This window comes from Ulvibacter antarcticus (assembly GCF_003688405.1).
Lineage (GTDB): Bacteria > Bacteroidota > Bacteroidia > Flavobacteriales > Flavobacteriaceae > Ulvibacter > Ulvibacter antarcticus.
This window is the reverse complement of sequence record NZ_REFC01000012.1, coordinates 429,245-453,406: the sequence shown is the minus strand read 5'-3', so window position 1 is coordinate 453,406 and position 24,162 is coordinate 429,245. Positions and strand designations below refer to the sequence as shown.

The following is a 24,162-nucleotide window of genomic DNA, read 5'->3' as shown; positions in this document are numbered from 1 at the left end:
TAACTACGGCTTTCTGATAGATTTTTTATAATTTTCCGACTTATTATTCCACCTCTCACATGGCTAACTTATTGAAGAAGTTTCTTCCACATCTCGTTGTTCTAATATTATTTGTCATAGCATCACTAGCTTACTTTAGCCCGGTTTTACAAGGCAAATCGATTTTTCAAAGTGATATTGCCCAACATAATGGGATGGCAAAGCAGCTTAGAGATTATAGTAAAACAACTGGAGAAGAGACTTATTGGACCGATTCGGCCTTCGGTGGTATGCCAACATATCAGTTAGGTGTTAAATACCCACACAATTATATAAAGAAACTAGATCTAGCGATTCGCTTCTTACCGCGACCGGCAGATTACCTTTTTCTATATTTTATTGGAATGTACATTCTGTTTTTAGTCTTGAAAGTTGATTATAAATTGGCTTTTCTGGGTGCCTTGGCGTTTGGATTTTCAACATACTTAATTATTATATTAGGAGTCGGACATAATGCGAAAGCCCATGCAATCGCTTATATGCCTTTAGTATTAAGCGGTATTCTTCTCACATTCCGAGGAAAGTATATTTATGGCTTTTTGCTAACAACAGTGGCAATGGCTTTGGAACTGGTTTCAAACCACTTCCAAATGACCTACTATTTGTTCTTTATAGTAATCTGCATTGGTATCGCATATTTGATAGATGCATTTAGAAAAAATATGTTGCCGCATTACTTCAAAGCATTAGGAATTATGGTTCTGGGTGTACTCCTTGCTTTAGGAATGAATGCTACAAATTTAATGGCAACCAAAGAATATGCAGACACTTCAACGAGAGGCAAAAGCGAGCTTACAATAAATGCAGACGGAAGCCCTAAAGCACCTTCAACGGGACTGGATTTCGACTATATAACCGAATACAGCTACGGAAAGCTGGAAAGTTTTAATCTGTTTATTCCTAGTTTTATGGGTGGAGGATCGGGAGATCCTTTACCGGATGACTCTAAAACGCTAGATGCGCTACTAAAACTTGGGGCTTCACCTCAAGAAGCTCATGAGATCATGGCACAGTTACCGGTATATTGGGGAGATCAGCCAATTGTAGCCGCTCCCGCATATATAGGTGCTATAGTGATATTTCTCTCTATTTTAGCTTTATTTTTAGTTAGAGGTAGATTTAAATGGTGGATTATAGCCGCTTTTCTATTGAGCCTATTATTATCCTGGGGTAAGAATTTTAGCTTCCTGACCGAATTTTTCATTGATTATGTTCCACTTTACGATAAATTTAGAGCAGTTTCTTCCATTCAAGTAATAATTGAATTAATTCTACCACTGTTAGCTGTAGTTGGGCTGCATCAATGGTTTAATTCTTTCGAACAAGATGAAAAAAAGAAAAAAGCCCTCATTTGGTCAGTCGGAATAGTTGGAGGTTTGGCGGTACTATTTTTATTATTAAAATCGACTTTGTTTAATTTTAGTAGCCCATACGATTCAATGATCCGTGAGCAATTGGGAATTCAAGTAATTGATGCTCTTCGAGAGGATAGGATGCAGTTGTTTAGCAGTGATACATTGCGATCATTAGTATTTGTGGTGCTAGCTGCTGGAACTTTATGGTTCTACTTAAAATCTAAAATAAATCAGACTACTACTATCGCTTTACTCGCAGTCCTTATTGTTTGTGATCTTGTTTTAGTAGACAGACGCTATGTTAATAACGATGATTTTGTACAAGCCAGAGTGATGGAGCAACCCTTTCCAAAAGAGGCAGCAGACGAACAAGTTTTAAAGGATGATGGATATTTTAGAGTGTATGATGTTGCTTCAAGTCCTTTTAATAGCGGACGTGCAAGTTATTATCATAACGCATTAGGTGGTTACCATGCTGCCAAACCTCGGAGAATGAATGAGATTTATGATTTTTATTTGAGTAAAGGAAACATTAGCATTCTAAATATGATGAATGTTAAATACATTCTTTCACGTTCAAAGGACGGTGAATCCATTGCGCAAGAAAATCCTTATGCAAATGGAAACGTCTGGTTGGTTGAGAATGTGATTTTTGCAGATAATGCGAACAATGAAATACGGTTGTTAGATAGTCTTGATACTAAGAAAACTGCTGTAATTAGTAAAGAATTCTCTAATTTAATACCCACTAAAAACATAGTAAGAGATTCAACGGCTTCAATTGATTTGGTGAGTCATCAATCACAGCATATTGTATACGAAAGTTCATCTAAATCCGATCAATTGGCAGTTTTTTCTGAAGTGTATTATCCGCATGGTTGGAATGCATATATAAACAATGAACCAGCCGAGTATTTTAGAGCAGATTATCTTTTACGTGCAATGGCAATTCCTTCAGGAAATAATAAAATTGAATTCAAATTTGAACCTGCCGTTATAAAAACAGGAAGTTCTATAAGTCTCGCCAGTAGTGCGATTTTTGGACTAATTTTACTCGGCGGTTTGTTCTTTAGCTTTAAAAAAGAATTTCCATCATCTAATAAGAATGAGACTTTGCTAACCGATTAAACTTATGAAGCGAGCTCTTATCATTACATATTACTGGCCACCTGCAGGAGGTCCGGGTGTACAACGTTGGCTTCAGTTTGTGAAATATTTTAATGACTTCGGAATTGAACCGGTCGTATATATTCCGGAAAATCCTCATTATCCCATGACAGACAATAGTTTTGTTTATGAGGTTCCGAAGGACATAAAAATTCTGAAGCATCCAATAAAAGAACCTTATCGTCTGGCCGGACTCTTCTCAAAGAAAAAAACAAACACGATAAGCAGCGGTATCATTTCTAAGAAGAAGCAATCGCTGCTCGAAAAAGTTATGCTCTACATTAGAGGTAATTTTTTTATTCCGGATGCCAGAATCGGATGGGTGAGACCTTCAGTTAGTTTTTTATCTAATTATTTGTTGGAACAACCTGTAGATATAATAATCAGCAGTGGGCCTCCACATAGCTTGCATCTCATAGCAATGCAGCTTCAGAAAAGTACGGGAATAAAATGGATGGCCGATTTCAGAGATCCATGGACCACCATTCATTATCATGCCTCATTACGTTTGAATAAAGCTTCAGAAAGAAAACACAAACAATTGGAAGCTCGGGTATTAAATAGTGCCAATTGTATTGTGGTGACAAGCCCTACGACGAAGAGAGAATTTGAAATGATAACGGAAACTCCTATCGAAGTAATTACCAATGGATATGCTGCTTCTAACGTTGTTAAGACGCAACTTGACACCTCGTTTTCAATTTCACACATTGGCTCATTGTTAAGCGAACGTAATCCTAAAGAACTTTGGAAAGTATTGGCCGAGATTGCTTCGGAAAAACCTTTGTTTAAATCGGATTTGTGTATTCAATTAGCTGGAACGGTAAGCGATGATGTGCTTGCAAGTATTGAGAAATTTGGACTTTCCGAAGCTACCAAATCAATAGGATATGTGTCACATTCCGAAGCATTACAACTTCAGCATAATTCACAAGTACTCTTATTGTTGGAGATCGACCGACCTGAAACCCGCGCAATAATACCTGGAAAATTATTTGAATATTTGGCAGCTAAAAGACCAATCCTCGCGATGGGGCCTTTTGAAAGTGACATAGAAGATATTATTGTCGAGACTAAAAGTGGAAAATTCTTTAGCGCTCATAAAGAGGAAGTTCTTAAAGCGCATATTCTTAATTTATACGAACAGTATAAAACAACCGGACTCGTCATCGAAAGTGAGAATATTGAAAAATACAGTAGGAGGGAACTCAGCCGTCACATGTCGGATTTAATTCGAAAGCTCGTGTAATATTTCAGCTTACTGCAAAAAGCGAGACCCTCGATCATCACTAAAAATGAATCCCAAGGGTCTCTAACTAACCAACCAAAAAATCTTCTATCCTCTATTTCTCTTTGAAGTCTTCCCACGTGAAGAAGTACTTCGTGTATTTTGAGAGGATTTGTTCGCTCTGGAAGCGTTGCTACTCTTTGCTACACGTTGTGTTGAAGCTGTTCGAGTCGCGTTACTTCGCTTTGTATTATTACCTCTGTTATTTGCAACAGTGGTACGTTTTTGAGGAGTGCTTTTAATTTTTGAACCCCTGTCATTTCTTGTTGAAGAACTTCGAGTTGTCGCCGTTCTTTTGTTTACCGTACTATTTCTAGTATTTCCTTTTGTCGTACTTCGGGTTGTAGCCGCAGTTCTTTTTTTAACAGTACTGTTTCTTGTGTTCCCTTTAGTCGTACTTCTACCAGTGTTGCTACGACTGTTGTCTACAGTTGCATTTCTACTCGTTCTATCATTACCACTTCTCGTTGTACTTCTACTCGTTCTGTCATTGCTATTACGTGTTGTAGCCGTACGATCTCTATCTGTTGAAGTACTTCTGTTGTTACGTACTTCAGACTTTCTGAAATCTCTGGTCGTGTTTGAACGGTTTCTATCGTTCTGAGCCACCATCGTATTTCTACGATTTGCATTATAGCTTCTATTTACTGCGCTTCTACCATTTTTGTAGTGAACACGACTTCCAGGTCTGTAAAAATCTCTACGTGAGTTCTTGTATTTACCATGACCATACTTGTAATATTGTCTGTGGTGTCCGTAGCTATATCTTACAGGACTATAATAGCTTCTATATTGGTAATCATATACTACACAACTTGCGAATATTGGACGAACATAGAATACATGCCATGGGCGAGCTACATAATATCTGTTGTGAACATTAATATAACCGGTGTATCCTGAATAATGTCCATAATGGTCATAATTAACATGTAGACCACCAACACGAACTATACGTCTATCGTTATATTGAATATCGACGTTTCCGGCTTGTGTAATTCGACCATAACCGTCATAATATACGGCTACATCTTCAATCTGAATCACAGCACCATAATCATCGTATTGCACATACATTTCATAATCATGCCCTGAATTAAAACTCAGGTTTACATTAGGTGAATTAACACTAACCTGAACATTTCCTCCTTGATTTGGACCTACATATACGAAATCGAATTGTCCGTCTGGGAAGACCGAGAATTCCACTCCACCTTCAGAGAAGATGTAGGCGTTTCCGTCGTAGATACTATATTCATTTTCTTCCGAAGCTACTGTTGTAGCGTTTGTAGTCATTCCTAATAAAAGGAAACTGAATACTAATGTTGCAAATTTTTTCATTACTGTGAGTTTTAGTTCGTACTTGCTTTAATTTTTTGGTCAGCGCTGTACGGTTTAGTAATTACAACGACCGTGCCAAAAACGCAAAGTGCTGATATACAGTAGGTATTAAGAGGGTTGCTACTAAATGGAGGAAGTGGTTTTAATATTTTTTCTTCGGAAGAGAAACAGATAAAAAAACCGCCACAACTTTTACATTATGACGGAATCTTAACTAACCAACCAAAAACTTTAATCTCTTTTAGCAATTATTTCTGAAGCTAACTTCACAAACATTGTTAGCTAATTAAAGACAATCTTCGTGCCAAAATAAGTTTTTGTGGTTTTTTATTTTACTATGAATTGTTCAGTTTTAACTGTATTTCCTTTTGAAGAAACTTGATAGAAGTACATGCCCGATTGAAATTCGTCTGCACTAATAAAGACATGATCTTTTGTTATTGTTTCCGAAGAGATTAGTCTTCCGTTTTGATCATATATTTTTAAAAAATCTGCGGCAGCTTCAAATGGAAGTTGTAACACCGATACACTTGTCACCGGATTAGGATAGAATAGGATTTCTTCCGAAGAAAGAGTAGTAATACCTAAAGTTGTATTATCACACGAAGTTGCTCCATTAAAAAAACGAGTCACATTATCCTCGGTGAAGCAAGCCAATAATGTATATTCTGTAGTAGTTAGATCGTTATATGCGACCAAGCCTCGTAACGTTCCTATTCCTTCCACCCAATATTCAATATAAGTAGGATTATTTATATCGTCTTTTAATTGCATCATTTTGCGCTGCCTGCCGCCAATTTGCTGATGCTCCAAATCGGTTACCATAAATGTTTCACCGTTATATGGATTGTCTGGGGTATATAAACAAGATTCTGCTGGGTAGGTGTGTATGTCACCGATTTCCAAAGTAAAATCGTAGAGCACATCAACGACTCCATTAACACTCTGATAGATTAGGCCGGCATCTTCTCCAAAATAACAAGGGCCATTTATCCCGTTTACTTCCCAGAACATAATTCCTCCGGACTGAAAACCCGGTTGAAGTTCGAACTGATTCGTTTTAACGGTTCCGTCCGACTTAAATAAATCTACATTCCATACATGATCTGCTTCGAACACTGGAATATAGTTTTGAGCATAGCAATACCCATAAAAAGTGAAGGCGATAATTAAAAATAGTTTTTTCATAATTCAATTTCCTTCTACAACTAAGGTAGAAATTGGACTAATCCTTCAATTTACGATAAATTATTGAGCTTGAGTTATCTTTATAATTGTTTTCTTCGGAAATGAAACATAAAAAAAACCGCCGTAACTTTTACCTTACGACGGTTCTTTAACTAACCAACCAAAAACTTGTAATTTCTTTTAGCAATTATTTCTAAAGCATGCTTCAGAAACATTGTTGATTATAATAATTCAATCATCATGCCAAACTTAGTTCTTGTGGTCTTTTATTTTACGATAAACTTATCCGTTTTAATGATTTGTCCTGCAGAAAAAACCTGATAAAAATACAGTCCGGAGCGGAAGTCCATTGCATTTATTGATACGTACTCTTTTGAAACTGTTTCACTTCTAACTAATCTTCCGGTTATATCATAAATTTTCATTTGATTTATAGAAACTTCCGAAGGGAAATTGAGAATAGAAGTATTGACAAGAGGGTTAGGGGATAGTATAATTTTTTCCGAAGAGAAATCCTCAACAGTTAATACGGTATTATCACATGCGGTCGCACCATTGAAGAAATACGTTTCGCCGTTCGTTGTAAAGCAAGCTAAGCCTGTATAACCTGAGTCAACGAATTCATGATGATGATCAAATCCTTTCACAGAACCAATTCCTTCAATCCAGTATTCGGTAAAAAGTGGAAAAACCAGATCGTCTTTTAATTCAATTATTTTTCTGTCCATACCGGCAATAAACTGTGTTTCCACATTTGTAACTTGAAATTCCATAAGACCAGTTGCAGGACCATCAGAATATAAATTAGAAGATGCAGTTAATGTAAAAGAATCTCCCAATTCCAAATTAAAATCGTACAAAATTTTATCATCGTTACTGAATATTTCATTATTTACATACACAATTCCATTTTCTTCTCTAACATAGGCTGTGTTTTCATAAGTTCCTACCTGATGATAAGTATTTCCATTATAAACCGCAGTTTCTCCAAGTTGGATTTGATCGGTACGAATGTCACCGCCAGTCCAAGCGAAGAAATCGACACTCCATACATTAGCTTCATCTAACATGGGGATAATGGCTTGAGCATTTGAAATGGTGGTAAATAAAACCGAAACAATAAATAGCAATATTCTCATAGCATTTAGTTTAAAGTTGAAAAACAATATAACTAAATATACTATAATTTTTCAATAAGATATTTTGCGGTTACTGAAGCCTTAATCTTTACTACCTCTTCGGGAGTGCCTTGTGCCATCACTTGACCACCTCTATTTCCACCTTCCGGTCCAAGATCGATAATATGATCTGCACATTTAATAAGATCTAAATTATGCTCTACTACGATCACTGTATGACCCTTGTCCAGTAGCGCATAAAAAGAAGCGAGAAGTTTTTTAATGTCGTGAAAATGTAAGCCTGTAGTAGGCTCATCGAAAATAAAGAGTGTTTTTTCTTTAGTGGTACCCTTTACTAAAAATGATGCAAGCTTGATACGTTGCGCTTCCCCTCCAGATAGGGTAGAAGAACTTTGCCCCAATTGAACATAACCTAAGCCAACGTCTTGTAAGGGTGTTAGCTTGTTTGTAATTTTCTTTTCATCATGCATTCCGAAGAAAGCGATTGCATCATCAACCGTCATTGTGAGTACATCGTGTATATTCTTAGTATGGAAATACACCTCCAGTACTTCTTTTTTAAATCGCTTGCCTTTGCAAGTATCACATTCTAAATGTACATCTGCCATAAACTGCATTTCGATAGTAACTTCCCCATCGCCCTTGCAGGTTTCACATCGACCACCATCTACATTAAAAGAAAAGTGCTTTGCCTTATACCCACGAATATCGGAGAGCTTTTGTGATGCAAATAAATTTCGGATATCATCGTATGCCTTAATATAGGTAACAGGATTCGATCGGCTGGATCGACCTATCGGATTTTGATCAATAAACTCAATGTTCTTCACATTCGAATAATCTCCTTCCAGGCCAGAAAATTGCCCGGGTTTTTCACCATATCCTCCAATTTCTCTTTGAAGGGCAGGGTAGAGGATCTTTTTCACCAAGGTGCTTTTACCACTACCAGAAACACCGGTTACCGCTGTGAATGCTCCTAATGGAAAGGTGGCATCAATATTTTTTAGGTTATTATGACGTGCGCCTTTTACTGTTATAGCATTTTTCCAAGTTCTTCTTTTCTTCGGAACTTCAATTTTAAGTTTTCCATTCAAATAACCGGCGGTGAGCGAATCGGACTTTAATATATCATCATAAGTCCCGGTCGCCATAATTTCTCCTCCAAAAGTTCCTGCCTCCGGTCCGATGTCTATGATTTCATCGGCAGCTTTCATAATATCCTCATCATGTTCTACCACAATTACTGTATTACCCAGATCTCGTAATGCTTTTAGGACTACGATTAGTTGCTCAGTGTCTTTTGGGTGTAAGCCAATACTAGGTTCATCCAGAATATACATGGAACCGACAAGGCTACTGCCAAGCGATGTTGCCAGATTGATACGTTGCGACTCTCCTCCCGATAAGGTGTTAGATTTCCGATTTAACGTTAAATATCGTAGTCCCACGTTCATTAAAAAACCAAGTCGGTTATTAATTTCCAATAATAATCTCTTAGCTATTGTTTGATCATGTTCTGAGAGCTTCAGATTTTTAAAGAACTCGGCTGCTTCATCTAAAGGAATTTCGACTAATTCCTGTAATGAGGTCCCGTTTATTTTTACATAAGATGCTTCAGGTCTAAGGCGTTTCCCATTGCAAGTGCTGCATTTAGTTTTACCTCTGTAACGTGAAAGCATTACTCTATTCTGAATCTTATAACTTTTGGATTCCAAAAATTTGAAGAAAGTATGTAATCCTTCAAAATATTCATTTCCGTCCCAAACCACTTGTCGTTGCGCTTGTGAAAGTTCGAACCAAGGCTTATGAATTGGGAAATCGAATTTATAGGCATTGTTTACCAGCTGATCGCGATACCAGCTCATACTTTCTCCTCGCCATGGGAAAATCGCATTCTCATAGATCGATAATGCGGTATTGGGAATCACTAATTCTGTGTCAATTCCTATCACATCGCCGTATCCTTCACAAGTAGGACAGGCACCGAACGGATTGTTAAAGCTAAAAAGATGAACATTGGGTTCTACAAATAATTGTCCGTCTGCTTCAAAGCGATTATTAAATTCTGTTGTTTTAGCTTCGGAAATATTTTCGATATACAATTCACCCTTTCCCTCAAAGAATGCTATTTGAATGGCATCTGCAAGGCGATTATAAAAATCTTCATCATCCTTGGTAATAATTCTGTCGATGACTAATTGCATTTTCTTCGGAAAAGTCTTACCATTAAGTTCATCAATACGTTTTACATCACCATTAATTTTCACTCGGGCATATCCTTGTTGTGCTAGCGCCTGAAGTTTATTTTCCATAGACCTGCCTTCTTCAAGCTGGATAGGAGCCAGGAGAAGTAATTTTTCACCTTCTGAAAATGCCTTAATGAATTCTATTACATCCGAAACAGTATCTTTTTTAACTTCTTTGCCCGAAATGGGAGAGATAGTTTTACCAATCCGAGTATAAAGCAGTTTTAAATAATCATAAATCTCGGTGGAAGTTCCTACAGTAGATCTTGGGTTTGTAGCATTTACTTTTTGTTCAATTGCAATTGCTGGAGCAATACCTTTAATAGAATCAACTTTTGGTTTATCTAATCTTCCTAAGAATTGTCGTGCATACGATGAAAGACTCTCCACATAGCGTCGCTGTCCCTCGGCATATAATGTATCGAAAGCAAGACTAGACTTACCGCTACCGGACAATCCGGTGATGACAACAAGTTTGTTTCTGGGAATGGCAACCGTTACATTTTTAAGATTGTGAAGCTTGGCTCCCTGAATAAGTATATGCTTCTTAATGTCTATTGTTTCCGTGTTCAATGTAAGGTGATTTTTTGCAGAATTTTGCAAAGATAGCACATTGAAATCAGCCATACACGTTTGCATATATTATAATTTTTATAAGAAAATATTAACTTTTTTTTGTTTTTGTGGATTGTTTGTTGTTATATTTACGGCTCTAACGATATTAATTTAATTTATTGCCTATAGCATATTTTTACTTTTTACTATAAAAAACATAACGGCTAAACAACCAAATAGTATAGTTGTTTATTTTTAAAAAGTATTGATATGAAAAAAAGCATAAACTCAGATGCGCTTTTAGTGAGCGCATATATGGCAGGTGATGAATCAGCCTTGTCAGAATTAATAACTCGCCATAAACAAAGAATCTACAGTTTTATTTATTCTAAAGTCTACGACAGAGATGTCGCTGAAGACATTTTTCAGGATACTTTTATTAAGGTAATTCGTACGTTGAAAAGAGGAGCATATAATGAGGAGGGAAAATTTCTCCCTTGGGTAATGCGTATCGCACATAATTTGGTTATAGACCATTTCAGAAAAAATAACAGAATGCCTAAGTTCGAGAACAGTGGTGATTTTAATATCTTTTCTGTATTGTCGGATTCTTCTCTAAATGCCGAAAAATCGATGATTAAAGGACAGGTGGAAAATGATGTGAGACGTCTTATAGAAGAACTTCCGGCTGATCAAAAAGAGGTGCTTATGATGAGAATTTATAAGGACATGAGTTTTAAGGAGATTAGTGAGCAAACCGGTGTAAGTATAAATACCGCTCTTGGAAGAATGCGTTATGCATTGATTAATCTTCGTAAAGTAATTGATAAACACAACATTATATTGACAAATTGATACAATAAAGTTTTTTTTGCGTCGTTATTAGGAAATAGCAACCTCAAAATAACGTAAATATGCAAAAAATGTACTCTGAAACTTCACACTCGGAGCGGGTGAATGAAAAATTAGCTCCAAAAGAAGATACGATACGTTTTCTTCTGGATTATTCTAAGGCTTTAAGTGTTATAGATTATAAATTTTTGAAGTTTGAAGCACTTCTAAACTAAACTTTGACCCTCCGTTGTTAAGACGGAGGGTTTTTTCATTATACTCCTAAGCTTGCGCGACGGAGTTTTTTTTTGTTTATAATTTCCGTTTATTTCCGTTTCTTCTTATAATATTCTTCAATTACCGTTTTCCTCCCAATAGTTTTAGTGATTATATCTTTTTCCAAATCCCAAGCACGTGCGGGAGAATATTGACGTCCATACCAGATTATTTGTAAGTGAAGTTCATTCCAAAGATCTTTTGGGAACAGCCGTTTTGCGTCCCTTTCGGTCTGTACTACATTTTTTCCATTAGAAAAACCCCAACGGTATAATAATCTATGTATATGAGTGTCAACAGGAAAAGCCGGAATATTAAACGCTTGTGATATTACCACACTTGCAGTTTTATGTCCTACTGCAGGAAATGATTCTAAGGCTTCCATATCTGCAGGAACTTTCCCATTATATTTTTCAATCAAAATTTTTGAAAGCCCATGAATACCTTTGGATTTCATTGGAGACAGCCCTACCGGTTTAATTATTTCACGAATTTCTTCTACGGAAAGTTTCACCATATCATATGGGTTGTCTGCTATTTCAAATAAGATAGGAGTAATTTTATTCACTCTTACATCTGTGCTTTGAGCCGACAATAAGACCGCTATTAACAACGTATAGGGGTCTTTATGTTCTAATGGGATAGGAATTTCAGGATATATTTTTTGAAGGGTTTCAATAGTAAAATTTACTTTTTCCTGCTTGTTCATTATTGATTACTTTTATACAAAAATACGCGAATGAACACTTTAAAAGAAGGAAGTAAGGTGCCAAACTTTACTGTGAACGATCAGGATGGAAATAGTATTAGTTTATCCGATTATTTAGGGAAAAAACTAATAGTGTTCTTCTATCCGAAAGCTAGTACACCCGGCTGCACAGCTGAAGCTTGTAATTTAAAAGACAATTATAAAGAATTGCAAAAACAAGGATATTCATTATTAGGTGTAAGTGCAGATTCAGAAAAAAGACAACTTAATTTTAAGAATAAGTATGAATTTCCATTTCCGCTCTTAGCAGATGTTGATATGGAGGTTATCAATGCTTTTGGAGTTTGGGGACCAAAGAAATTTATGGGAAGAGAATACGATGGTATCCATCGTAAGACCTTTATTATAGATGAAAAAGGTATAGTTGAACGAGTGATCGACAAGGTAAAAACCAAGGATCATGCCGCTCAAATTTTAGGCTAGCCGTCTATTTCGACATCTTTGGTATTACAGCTGAAAAGCGACTTTTCCTTAATAATTTCTGAAACTCCTGTTGGTAACATTCCTTCCCAACCTGCTTCTCCCGTTTCTATCATAGATAACACTTCACGTGAGAAAATATTCATAATATCTGGATTGAAATTTTCAATATCCACAACCTTACCATTGTATTTAAAGAACTTGTATAATTCTTTCATACGTGGATGAACCTTTAAATTTTCACTTGTTGTGTATTTTCCGGTTTCAGGATCCTTCATAGGGTATAGATATACCTTTAAATCTTTAAAGAAAAGCTTTCCGAAGGCCTCCAAAATACCACCACTTAAATGACGATAATATTTCTCGTCAAAAATATCAACAAGATTATTGACACCCATGGCAAGTCCTAAGCGCATTTTGGTATAACGGGAAAAGTACTCCACCAATTTATAATACTCCTGAAAATTGGAGATCATAACTGTATGACCTAAAGAACATAATAGCCTGGCGCGGTCCATAAAGTCTTCCTCGTCGATCTCTCCTTCAGCCCGAAGATTTGAAAGCGTAATCTCAAAAATGACCTCAGTTCTGTCTTTATCAACCTTATTTTCACTTAAAAACATCTCGTATGACTTCTCATACATATCGATATTCACCTTTGTTACCGGTCGAAAGCTACCTCTTAAAGCTAGAATGTTTTTCTTATATAAAATCCTAGCAGGAAGGATGTTATGTCCGTCGCGATCGAACATTACGGCATCGGTCATCCCATTTTTAATAAGCTGTAAACTCATTAAACGATTATCAACTTTTTCAAATCTTGGACCTGAAAAGTTAATAGTATCAATTTCAATTTTGTCTTTATCAATGTGATCGTAAAGGTAACGAAGAAGTTTTTTTGGAGTATCGTACTTATAATAAGCTCCATAAATTAAATTCACCCCTAAAATTCCAAGAGTGATTTGTTGTAACATGGCATCATTTTCATGGAAACGAATATGTAATGCTATTTCGTTATATTCTTCATTTGGATCTACTTGATATCGAACACCAATCCAACCATGGCCCTTATATTTTTTAGCAAAATCAATGGTTGCCACAGTATTGGCATATGCAAAAAACAATTTACTTGGATGTTTTTCTCTAATAATTCGCTCCTCAATAAGATCTATTTCGTGAGAAAGCATTTTTTTAAGACGGGATTCAGTTACATATCTACCGTCTTCTTCAATCCCATAGATAGCATCACTAAAATCCTTATCGTAAGCCGACATCGTTTTAGCAATGGTTCCTGAGGCTCCACCTGCTCTAAAAAAATTCCGAACAGTTTCCTGCCCGGCACCAATTTCGGCAAAGGTTCCGTAAATATTCTCGTTGAGATTTATACGTAAAGCTTTACTCCTAATAGAGGGAATATCTTCGAATTCCTTATCTCCTGAAATATGTTCTGGCATAGCAGCAATCTGTTTTTTCTTACTAACAAAGGTAGTGAATACAATAGGCAAACAAAAAAAATACTGCTATTTTTGTCGGTATGATTTCACCTCTTACAATTACATTTTTAGGGACGGGAACTTCTCAGGGAGTTCCGGTAATTGGTAGCGATCATCCGGTTTGTAAAAGTGATAATTTTAAGGATAAAAGACTTAGAGTTTCGGTGATGCTGAGTTGGAATGAATTTAATTATGTCATAGACTGTGGCCCGGATTTCAGGCAACAGATGTTGAGAGAAAATGTGCAGAACGTAAATGGAATTTTACTCACACATGAGCATAGTGACCATACGGCGGGGATTGATGATATCCGTCCCTATTATTTCAAGCAGGGAAATATACCGTTTTATGCTGAAAAACGAGTATTTGATTCACTTCATAAACGTTTCGGTTATATTTTTGAAATCGAGAACAAATACCCTGGTGCTCCAACTTTAGATGAAATTATCATTGATAAGGACTCTAAATTCGAAGTGGAAGGAAAAAAAGTGACAACAGTTGAAGCTCATCACAATAATCTCCCTGTTTTAGGCTTTATGATTGATGGGTTCGTTTATCTTACTGATGTGAAAACGATATCTGATTCTGAGATCGAAAAAATAAAAGACTGTAAGATTCTAGTAGTGAATGCACTTAGAGAACATCCGCACCCTTCACATTTTAGTCTTTCCGAAGCACTCGAATTTATAGAAAAAGTGAATCCATCAACAGCTTATCTTACACATATTAGTCACTTAATGGGATTTCATGACGAAGTTGAAGAAAAACTACCTAATCATGTTCATTTGGCATACGATGGATTGAAATTAAAGCTTTAATTAAATAAATAATGGCTACTTCGATTGTTTCGTTTAGCTGCCTTATAAAGAAATAAAGAAGAACATACATTTTCTGAAGTTATTAACCGTTAATACTACCAAAGACCTATTATGAGAAAGACTATTTTTATGTATCTGTTCCTTTTTGCGGTGTTGTTTATCATTTTTCAATACATGAACGAAAAGACCATCTTCGAGTCGCAGGATAGGAAAATAAACAGCCTTACTGAGAAAGTAGACCTTTTTAAAGATTCCATAAACGGACTTGAAAACCGTGTGGCCGACCTCAATTATTTTACATTACAAGGTAATGAAAGCGCTATGACTTACCTCGAATCTTTGGGGATGGATACCGCAAAGGTGGAAGCAATGGTCTCGGATGCTATTTACGATCAAAATGGTGAAGCAGGAGGGAACCCTCTAGTTCCGCTAAAAGGCATCAATGGGAATATGAAAGTCAACAAACTGAAATTCCTTAATCATCGTTGGATTCAGGCCGACTTTAGTGATGGAACATATTGGGGAGAGATGCTTATTGAATATTTTTTTGACGAAAAAAACAATTTAAAATTAACAACACTTGGCTCAATCTTGTACCCTCAATAACAAGCGGTTTTAATCTTTGTGTTGTTCCAGCCAATTTTTTAATTCATAAAAGTTTTGAGGAGCAACTCCATGCCCAACAGGAAATTCGGAATAGGCACAATCGATATTCAATTTTTGTAAAAAAGGCTTGGTTCTACGAGCCCACTCTACCGGAATTACCTGATCTACTGTACCGTGAGAACTGTATACATTCAGTTTACTAAAATCATTTTTAGCGTATTTGTCAACGAGTATGTCTTCGTTTATATAACCACTTAGACCGATAACATTTTTAATTTTTTCAGGATAACTTAGTGCAACCGCAAAACTCAGGATCGTACCTTGGCTGAATCCCAACAGCGTTATGTTATCTTTTTTTATAGTGTATTTCTTAATTATTTCATCAATACAGTCACTAATGAGATCTCTGGAAACGATAGCCTGGTCTGTATCGCTAAATTTTCCATTTGAATTGTCGAAATATATATTATACCATGCATTACCATTTGGTTGCATTGGAATTGGTGCCCTCAAAGAAATTATACTGTAGGTATCCGGCAATTCACTTGCGAAGGAAAACAGATCGTTCTCGTCGCTACCAAAACCGTGCAACATAATAATGAGTGGAGAGGCTTCAGAAGGATTTTTAGCTGGCCTGTAATTGTGTTCCAAAGAAAGAGTTTGCTTCATAATTTGTATAATAAATAATGTCGCCGGTTACCGAAATTATTCAGTAAACTGCGACATTGCAAAATTATAATTTTAATCTGGTTTATCCTATTCCCTTAAACCAATCTTGAAATTGAGCTCCGAGAAGTGGCACTAATTTTTTCTCACCTTGAATTGCACCTATAAAACCAAGAATCCAGAATACAAGAATACCGATTTGAATAATCCAACCCAAAATGGCAATACCAATAAAAGAATTAATAATAGCTAAGGCGATTGCCACTACTATAATTCCTAAAGATTGCCTTAAATGAAAGGCGCCAAATTCTGTTTTATTACCATTGTGCATAATCAAAGCGATAATCCATCCTATGAGCGTAATATAGGAGATAATGGCGACTGTTTTACCGTCGTCCGTAGAAGTTTCTGTCATGATAATGAGCGTTTTTAATGTTAATTACCCTAAATATAGCCCTTCTAATCCAAAAATCTAAACCAATGCTGAAATTTCTCACTAAAAAAGGGAATGGCACGTTTTATATTTAAGGAAGCCATAATGATCGAAAAGATCCACAGAACAAATGCCAACACCCAAAGTACTTCACCAATTTCCATGTTGATATAGGCTTGTGTAACCTGAGAGATAATTAACAACAGAAATAAGCCAAACATATTCTTTAAATGCCAGTGCGCAAATTCAAAATTTTTATCTCTATTCATATAATAGGCCACGATCATCCCTATAAATGTGATATATGCGATTAGAGCGATCTTTTTTCCGGGTGGGTTCGTTTTCATTCCGAGGATATCACAAGTTGTTTATTGGCATAAATTCCATATGCCTTTCCTTTTAATCTGCAGTTGAGAAATGAGGTGTTTTTTGAAGTCGAATAAATGTCATTTTCACTAAATGTCCATTCCAAATCGGGATTGAATAGTGTGAAATCGGCAATGGCTCCTTCTTTTATCCCATGAGAATTAATTCCGAAGCGGTCCTTTAATGTGGTTAGAGCCTTAATAGTTGTGTCCAAATCAATAAGACTATTTAAGGCACCAAAACAGCTTTCCATTCCGATGCTACCAAATTCTGCATGCTCGAATTCTGTTTTTTTATGCTCCACATCCATAGGATTGTGATCGCTTGTCACACCATCAATCACACCCTCTTTAAGCCCTTTTAAGAGTGCTTTTATATCTTCGGAAGTTCTTAAAGGTGGCAATAACTTAAAGTTAGTATCGAAGCTTTCCAAAGCATTATCTGTGTGATAAAGATTGGTGACCGCTACACTGCAGCTTACATTTAAACCTTTCTTTTTTGCTTCTTTGATAAGTTGTACCGCTTTCTTAGTTGAGATAGTAGGAATATGGAGCTTACCGCCGGCATATTCTAATAGATACAAATCTCTTGTAATTTGTAGTTCTTCTGAAAGTGCTGGAATTCCCTTTAAACCAAGGCGAGTACTGTTCACCTCTTCGTTCATCATTCCATTTCGTGCTACAGAGTTTTCCAACGGAAAAGATTGTACCAAACCATCAAAGCCCTGTGCATACTGAAGTGCGATCTTAAGCAGATTAGCATTTGCGATTGGTTTCTTATAATCGTAAAAGGCAACAGCACCTTCGTTATGCATATCATAAAGTTCGGCCAGATCTATACCCTTCCCATCAACGGTGAGTGAACCTACAGGTAGTAATTCTACCGCATTTCCTAATGCTTTCGACTTAAAAAACTGAATATTTGCCTTACTATCTGTAACCGGAAAGCAATTCGAATTGACAGCGACTTTTGTAAAACCACTAAGGGCTGCGGTTCTAAGCCCATTGGTAATTGTTTCTCTTTCTTCAAAGCCCGGTTCACCAAACGAAACGCTTGTGTCGAACCAGCCTTGGGAAATGTGCAGATTTGGCAATGATACCTCCTTAATTTTTCCTACTTGAGGTATATTAGCTGCTATTTTAGAGATTTTACCGTTTTCAATAAGGATATCTCTTTTTTTAAGATGAAATGTTCCTTCCGGATCAACAATGGTAACCGATTTTAGTAAAATATTCATAATTCCGTATTGAGTATCAACATTCCGATCTTACATTTAATTTTTCATAAATTTTAAAACCAGCATTTCTGCTAACAGAAACAGCAATGCAAAAATAGCAAACCATTTCCAAAAACTGTTAATCGTATTTTCTTCTGCAATATTTGCAAATAGTGATGCGATATTATCAAATGAGTTTACACCTTCCCAATCATCAACATTTGCATACTGTAAATTTCCCTCATCGCGATTGTAATTATAGCTTACAAATTGTAAAAATTCTTGTTCTTTTTCAATGGCGTAAGTGCCCGCTTTTACCGGATCTTCATTAGTAGTAATATTCACTTGGTTCGCCTTTGTTTGTTGCAATGGAATAAAGTCTGAAACACTATCGCGCAGGGTCAATATCTCATCCTGTTTGAGGCTTATCGGTACCGAAAATTGGTTTTGTCGTCCAAGGTTGTAATAAAGCTTTGGCAGCTTTAAGCTTTGCTGAGCCATATTATAAAGTGTTGGGACGATTAGCGGAGAATTCTGAAAGTTGGAGTTTTTAGAATTGATAGGAGCAGTACTTAAATAAGCTGTATTCTTTTGTAATATAAAAGGTTTACCGTCTTCAAATTGTAGCACAGAGGTCGCATTACTACCTATATTAAAGAAGGCGTTTACTTTTGGATACTGAAAATTAACTACTCTTTTTTCAAAGACATTTCGGTATAAGGGATGATCAAAAATAATTTGTGTGATCTTTTTTTCTGTTACTGTTTTTTCTGAAATAGTCCCTAATTGAAACGTATTTAGTAGCGAATTATAACTTCTTAAGTCGGATTCTTCCGAAGGGATAATAAAAAGACTTCCGCCGTTGTCGGAAAAAGATTTAAGCGCAGTAATTAATGAAGCCGGTACGTCTTTCAATTCATTTAATATTGCAAAATTCTGAGAAGGAATCTCATTATAATCCAAACTTCGGAAAGATTTCTGTGTGTATTCAAATTCAGGCTGATCAAATAGTCGCTGTAGGAAGCTAGAATTTGCGTCATTGATAGATAAAACCTTTAGCTTTTGCGGAGCATTTATGCTAAAAAACAGACTGTTATCAAATAAAAGCGTAGGGTCGTTTAATTCAAGTTTTCCATTAAATCCGCCATTATGCTCAATATCGAATGTGACAGTGTTTTTGGAAGATTCACTCAGGTCAACCGCTGTTTTCGCAATCAAGACATTATCATTAAACAAGGAGATGGGTACATTTTGCAGGTCATCGCCCTGTGCAGAAACAATTACTTTTAGCTGCGTGACTCCGGCATTCTTTTCTGCGATAAAAGCCGTGTCGATTGCAATATTTCCTTTATCCACCGATTTCAATTGAACCGCGTCAACAATAGTGTTAGTAGGGATATTAGGGAATGCTTCTTTTTGCTGAAAATCTGAAATATAGATCAGGCGCTTTTCGATACCGACATCTTTTGAAAACATCCTGTTAGACATCAGTAACACTTCACTCGGACTTAGTTGTTTCTGATCATAATCAACTTTTAATACTTCATTCTTAAAATCCTGAACGGATGACTTCTTAAAGGATTTATTATTGGTAAACCAGCTAATTTTTTCATTTCCGGAGATATTATTATAAACATCTTGAATTGCTTTTTGCAAAAGAGGACCTTGGGTTCCTTTTGCCTGCATACTAAAAGAGTTATCAAGATATAGAACTGTCTCCTTCTGAGTATTCATAGCTGTTTTAGAAGCTGTGAAGGGTTGTGCAAATGCCAGAATTAAACATGTCATTGCCGCTAAACGCAGGAATAACGTAAGCCATTTTTTAAGTTGTGAGCTTTTACGGGTTTGAATAGTAACCTTCTTAAGAAAGGCAACATTGGTAAAATCTACTTTTTGAAAACGTCTTAGTTGAAAAAGATGAATAATGATGGGAATAAGTAGAAGGAAAAGGGCGTAAAGAAGTTCGGGGTGTTTAAACTGCATTCCAAGAATTATTTGTCAAATATATAAAACGGATTGCATATACGAACGCTTTAGGCTTCCGAAGCTTTACTTTTTTTTCTGAAGTTCTTCAGATAGATTTATCAATTCTGAATGAGTAGTTTTTTTGTAGTTAGTTTTCCTTCCGAAGCTATAGAAATAAAATAGATGCCATTGGAAAACAAGGAACTATCGAATTCATTTTCTTTCTGAACTGAAACTAGCTTTCCATCAGCACTTCGCATTTCAAATACAGCATCTTCGACTCCTGTAATTGTAAAGGTATTTTTAGCCGGATTAGGGGCGATTACAATTTCGTTTTCAAAAGAATTATCTGGAATGTCAAGCAATTCAATTTCTTGATTGGCTTCATTCTCGAACCATGTAAAGCCTTCAATTTTTATACCTGCGAGCCAAGGGTAGGTACCGTCGTTGTAGCTCTCGATATATCCTTCAGTCAATAATGGATCGAATGCAATACCTTCCACCCAACTGAAATATGGCGCACGGATCGCATCAAAATGAGTACCGGGATAGGTGAGTAGGTAATTATACATATTGTTACTATCTGTATTTCTGGATTTGAATAGTAAAACCACATTGTTAGGAAGATCCAGATTGTGCATCCACTCTAAGCGTACGATGGTCCAATTAAAAAAATTACCGCTGGATTGATAGGGAGTGCTTCGGTAATAAGTGACCAACATATGGTCTGCGATATTTGCAATTTGAACTATTTCGCCCTGCGTAGAATTTGTAAGAACTAAACCTGTACTTCCAGAACCACCTATATAAACTTCACAAACCAGATGCTCGGTGGGGTCACTGGAAAAGGTATTGTCGCAAATCGTTCGAATTTCCTGCAACTGAGTATAATATGAAGTGAAATCCGAACAAGAACCATTTGTAGCGGGATTATAGAACTCGCATTCGTATGTAATCATATCGAACTTTTCAGAATCCAATACATCGCTACAATTATTATAAGCTTCTATTTCCATAGCTGTTGCGCTAGAGCCAACATTTCCACTAATAAACTCAATACCATAAACGGTGTGTGCTTTATCAATAAAGCTCTGCAAGGCAATCATATCTGGGGTAAAGGAACCACATGGAGCTGTTAAAATTTGAAAGGTATTGGTACAAATAAGGTAGTTTAAGTCGTTATCTACAGCATATTGGAGTAACTCGTTCTCGGCTGTTGTGTTTCCTAGAACATTATCTTTAAAACTCGTTACCCAAAGCCCGCGAAAATCGGTGGTGTTGGGTGGTAGTTGTGTATAGCCAGAGAAACAGTTTAGAAAAAACAGAAGTAGAAGTACTCTTATCATGACTTGATTGTTTAAACCTTTTAATGTAAAAGGTTGATTGTCAATCTAAAAGATACTGAATCTTAAGAAGTTAAAAAAATAGCTGTGATTTATTTTCGAATTGAAAATGTAAATGTACTCCCTTTGCCAATCTCAGAAAAAACTTGAATCGCTCCTCCCAGCTTGTTGACAAGTGACTTTACGGTTGCCAGTCCAACACCAGTTCCTTCCTTACCATCTTTATCCTTTACACCGGCAGTTTGAAACAAATCGAAGATCTCATCTTGTTTTTCGGGTTCTATACCGCGTCCGTCATCTTGAACCGTAAATCTATAATAAAGATCGTCTTCTTCGAAATCGATCTTCACATTACTCATTTTATTTGGATTGTATTTAATGCCATTATCAATAAGGTTTAATAGTATTTGAGTGAGTGCCGATTTGTTGATGTTGATTTTAGGTTGATTAAAAGAGTAGGATATTTTCGCATCTTTAAATGCTAGCATTTCTTCTATCGAATCTAAAAGCTCATTTAGATATATATCTTCTTTATTTAAACTTACTAAAGCTTCAGATTTATAGAATTTCAAAATTCCACTTATATATTCTTTAAGCGTTTTTGATGATTCTTCAAGGTATTCAAGATATTGTAATGAATTTGAACTTAAACGATTCACATTTTCCTCACGTAACAGTCGAGTAAGGGAAGTAATATTTGCTAGTGGAGATGTAAGATCATGAGAAATTACTTGTGCAAATTGATTTAATCGTTCGTTACGCTGCTGTAATTCAAATTTAACATGTGTAAGTTGGCTATTTCTTTTCCTTAATTCGAACAAATTAACCACCTGTTTGGCAATTGCAATCAAGGTATTCCGTTGCATTAAAGTTAAATCTCTAGGTATAATGTCATAGACGCATAAGGTACCTAACTTGAATCCTTCGGGGTTAACTAAAGGAACTCCCGCGTAGAATACAGTTTTAAACTCTTTGATGACAGGATTATCGCAAAAGCGTTCATCAAGCCTGGCATCTCTGATAATAAAGATTTCGTCATCTTCAAGTATCGCGTGTCCGCAAAATGATGTATTTCGAGGGGCAGACTGTAAAGAAATTCCGTGATGAGATTTTAAGTAATTCCGTTCGCTATCTAATAAAGTAATGAGTGAAATAGGAACTTCACAAATATTCGATATTAAATTGGTTAAATTATCAAAGTCACTTTCAGGTAAAGTGTCTAATAAATTATACGCTTCGACCGCTTTAAGTCGTTCTTTTTCATCTTTAGGAATATCCGGGCTTATCATAAACTAGGGTTGACGTAAACTTACGCAATATCCTATATTAACAATTATAAACTCTTGTTAATTTAAACAGTGGCTATAAAAAAACTGAAGGTCGTTCCTTTCCCTAATTCAGAGGTGACGGAAATATTACCCCCTAGGTTCAGAATAAGTTTTTTAACTGTGGATAATCCAATTCCATGGCCTTTGTTTCCATTGCGATCGAGATTGCCTACGATTGAAAATAGTTTGAAAATTTCATGCTGTTTTTCAAGAGGGATACCTATACCATTATCAGTGATTTTAAAAAGATATTTGTTTTTCACTCTATTACACTCTATGTCGATAATTATCTTTTCCTTATCATTATATTTTAAGCTGTTTCCAATAAGATTTAGGAGAATTTGTTCTAAAGCTGCTCTATTACATCTAACCTCAATATCTTCCTCAGGGAAGTTTATTTCACAGGCCATATTTATATTTAATAAATCAAAAATTTCTTCCAGAAGATGTTGAAGATTAAAAACCTCAACATCATTTTTGCGAATTTTATCACTTTCATAATGGGCTAATAACCCAGAGATATAGTCACTTAACGTAAATGAAGATTGTTTTAAATAACTTAGATATTTAAGTGCTTGTTCGTCTAACTGAGTGCCGTATTTTGCTTTGAGCAGATCTGCGGTTACTATCATATTTGCTAAGGGCATTTTCATATCATGAGAAATAATCCCGGCAAAATTCTTTAATTCCTTATTCTTAGCTTTCATTATGTCCCTAAGTATAATGAGCTCTTTATTTTTCTTTCTGGCCTCTAATAAATTCATAACCTGATGCCCCAACATCTTTAGACTCTCTTGCTGGGTTTCAGTTAAGCTTCTTGGTTTTTTATCAAATATACAAAGTGTACCTAAAGGATATCCAGTTGGACTTAAGAGTCGAACACCTGCATAGAAAATGGCGTCTTGTGTTTTTACCAGAGGGTTATTAATAAAACGAAGATCTTTTCTAGCATCTGGCACAATAAAGATGGGATTTTCATCTAAAATGGCATGTCCACAAAAAGAAATATCTCTAGGTGATTCGTTAAAGGGAATGCCATGATGGGATTTCAGAAAATTACGATCAGAATCGAGTAAGGAAATCAACGATATTGGAACGTCACAAATAGACGAAGCCAAAGCCGTAATTGTGTCGAAATCCCGGTCGGGCAATGTATCTAAAAGTCCGTATTCCTGAAGTGCCTCTAAGCGTTCATCTTCATCTTTAGGGATAGTGGGTTTAATCAAATCTCGCTTTTTTTAAAAATTATTCAAGTTGGCCTTTTTCTGAGTCTCATATAAAGATAAATCATTTATATTTTACGTTTAACTTTTA

21 protein-coding genes are annotated in these 24,162 nt (G+C 36.0%); 7 read left to right on the top strand and 14 right to left on the bottom strand.

Going from position 1 to position 24,162, the window contains the following annotated elements; translation table 11 throughout:
* The first annotated feature begins 59 nt into the window (after positions 1–59).
* Positions 60–2,522, top strand: coding sequence for a YfhO family protein (locus tag BXY75_RS06835; RefSeq protein ID WP_121906971.1), 2,463 nt, complete (start codon positions 60–62; stop codon positions 2,520–2,522).
* Between the two features lie 4 nt (positions 2,523–2,526).
* Positions 2,527–3,810: a glycosyltransferase gene (locus BXY75_RS06830; protein ID WP_121906970.1), complete on the top strand. Its 1,284-nt coding sequence runs from the start codon at positions 2,527–2,529 to the stop codon at positions 3,808–3,810.
* Positions 3,811–3,897: 87 nt separating this feature from the next.
* On the opposite strand, the gene BXY75_RS06825 is transcribed toward BXY75_RS06830, so the two are convergent.
* From BXY75_RS06825 to uvrA, 4 genes are all read right to left on the bottom strand, one after another.
* Positions 3,898–5,190 (bottom strand): hypothetical protein, encoded by a 1,293-nt coding sequence (locus BXY75_RS06825; protein WP_147437245.1) that lies wholly within the window; start codon positions 5,188–5,190, stop codon positions 3,898–3,900.
* 327 nt (positions 5,191–5,517) lie between these two features.
* Complete coding sequence (locus BXY75_RS06820; protein ID WP_121906968.1) at positions 5,518–6,378, bottom strand: T9SS type A sorting domain-containing protein; 861 nt, start codon at positions 6,376–6,378, stop codon at positions 5,518–5,520.
* Positions 6,379–6,644: 266 nt separating this feature from the next.
* Complete coding sequence (locus BXY75_RS06815) at positions 6,645–7,517, bottom strand: T9SS type A sorting domain-containing protein (RefSeq protein ID WP_121906967.1); 873 nt, start codon at positions 7,515–7,517, stop codon at positions 6,645–6,647.
* 41 nt (positions 7,518–7,558) lie between these two features.
* Positions 7,559–10,402, bottom strand: coding sequence for an excinuclease ABC subunit UvrA (gene uvrA / locus BXY75_RS06810; RefSeq protein WP_245962934.1), 2,844 nt, complete (start codon positions 10,400–10,402; stop codon positions 7,559–7,561).
* Between the two features lie 186 nt (positions 10,403–10,588).
* Here uvrA and BXY75_RS06805 point away from each other — a divergent pair, with 186 nt between their 5' ends.
* Both BXY75_RS06805 and BXY75_RS17135 read left to right on the top strand, forming a co-directional pair.
* Entirely contained in the window at positions 10,589–11,173 is a 585-nt protein-coding gene (locus tag BXY75_RS06805; RefSeq protein ID WP_121906965.1) for an RNA polymerase sigma factor, read from the top strand.
* A gap of 59 nt (positions 11,174–11,232) precedes the next feature.
* Entirely contained in the window at positions 11,233–11,385 is a 153-nt protein-coding gene (locus BXY75_RS17135) for a hypothetical protein (RefSeq protein ID WP_170152860.1), read from the top strand.
* Positions 11,386–11,474: 89 nt separating this feature from the next.
* On the opposite strand, the gene BXY75_RS06800 is transcribed toward BXY75_RS17135, so the two are convergent.
* Positions 11,475–12,134 (bottom strand): endonuclease III domain-containing protein, encoded by a 660-nt coding sequence (locus BXY75_RS06800; RefSeq protein WP_121906964.1) that lies wholly within the window; start codon positions 12,132–12,134, stop codon positions 11,475–11,477.
* A 30-nt stretch (positions 12,135–12,164) separates the two neighbouring features.
* On the opposite strand from BXY75_RS06800, the gene bcp reads away from it, so the two are divergent.
* Positions 12,165–12,617 (top strand): thioredoxin-dependent thiol peroxidase, encoded by a 453-nt coding sequence (gene bcp, locus BXY75_RS06795; protein WP_121906963.1) that lies wholly within the window; start codon positions 12,165–12,167, stop codon positions 12,615–12,617.
* Here bcp and BXY75_RS06790 read toward each other — a convergent pair.
* Positions 12,614–14,068 (bottom strand): TonB-dependent receptor, encoded by a 1,455-nt coding sequence (locus BXY75_RS06790; RefSeq protein ID WP_121907374.1) that lies wholly within the window; start codon positions 14,066–14,068, stop codon positions 12,614–12,616. The two genes, bcp and BXY75_RS06790, sit on opposite strands and share 4 nt — an antisense overlap.
* Before the next feature lie 80 nt (positions 14,069–14,148).
* Here BXY75_RS06790 and BXY75_RS06785 point away from each other — a divergent pair, with 80 nt between their 5' ends.
* Together BXY75_RS06785 and BXY75_RS06780 are read left to right on the top strand one after the other, a co-directional pair.
* Positions 14,149–14,925, top strand: a complete 777-nt coding sequence (locus BXY75_RS06785) for an MBL fold metallo-hydrolase (protein ID WP_121906962.1) — start codon at positions 14,149–14,151, stop codon at positions 14,923–14,925.
* 111 nt (positions 14,926–15,036) lie between these two features.
* Entirely contained in the window at positions 15,037–15,531 is a 495-nt protein-coding gene (locus BXY75_RS06780; protein ID WP_147437244.1) for a hydrolase, read from the top strand.
* A gap of 9 nt (positions 15,532–15,540) precedes the next feature.
* On the opposite strand, the gene BXY75_RS06775 is transcribed toward BXY75_RS06780, so the two are convergent.
* The 8 genes from BXY75_RS06775 to BXY75_RS06740 form a co-directional block, all read right to left on the bottom strand.
* Positions 15,541–16,203 (bottom strand): alpha/beta hydrolase, encoded by a 663-nt coding sequence (locus BXY75_RS06775; protein ID WP_121906960.1) that lies wholly within the window; start codon positions 16,201–16,203, stop codon positions 15,541–15,543.
* A 79-nt stretch (positions 16,204–16,282) separates the two neighbouring features.
* Entirely contained in the window at positions 16,283–16,612 is a 330-nt protein-coding gene (locus tag BXY75_RS06770; protein ID WP_121906959.1) for a DUF4870 domain-containing protein, read from the bottom strand.
* 44 nt (positions 16,613–16,656) lie between these two features.
* Positions 16,657–16,977: a hypothetical protein gene (locus tag BXY75_RS06765; RefSeq protein ID WP_121906958.1), complete on the bottom strand. Its 321-nt coding sequence runs from the start codon at positions 16,975–16,977 to the stop codon at positions 16,657–16,659.
* Complete coding sequence (locus tag BXY75_RS06760) at positions 16,974–18,233, bottom strand: dihydroorotase (RefSeq protein ID WP_121906957.1); 1,260 nt, start codon at positions 18,231–18,233, stop codon at positions 16,974–16,976. Before BXY75_RS06760 ends, BXY75_RS06765 begins: the two co-directional genes overlap by 4 nt.
* 36 nt (positions 18,234–18,269) lie before the next feature.
* A complete protein-coding gene (locus tag BXY75_RS06755; protein WP_121906956.1) occupies positions 18,270–20,195 on the bottom strand; it encodes a BatA domain-containing protein in 1,926 nt (641 codons plus the stop codon).
* 101 nt (positions 20,196–20,296) lie between these two features.
* Positions 20,297–21,523, bottom strand: a complete 1,227-nt coding sequence (locus tag BXY75_RS06750) for a T9SS type A sorting domain-containing protein (RefSeq protein WP_121906955.1) — start codon at positions 21,521–21,523, stop codon at positions 20,297–20,299.
* A gap of 89 nt (positions 21,524–21,612) precedes the next feature.
* Entirely contained in the window at positions 21,613–22,809 is a 1,197-nt protein-coding gene (locus tag BXY75_RS06745; RefSeq protein WP_121906954.1) for a sensor histidine kinase, read from the bottom strand.
* Between the two features lie 62 nt (positions 22,810–22,871).
* Entirely contained in the window at positions 22,872–24,074 is a 1,203-nt protein-coding gene (locus BXY75_RS06740; RefSeq protein ID WP_121906953.1) for a sensor histidine kinase, read from the bottom strand.
* Positions 24,075–24,162: the final 88 nt, after the last annotated feature.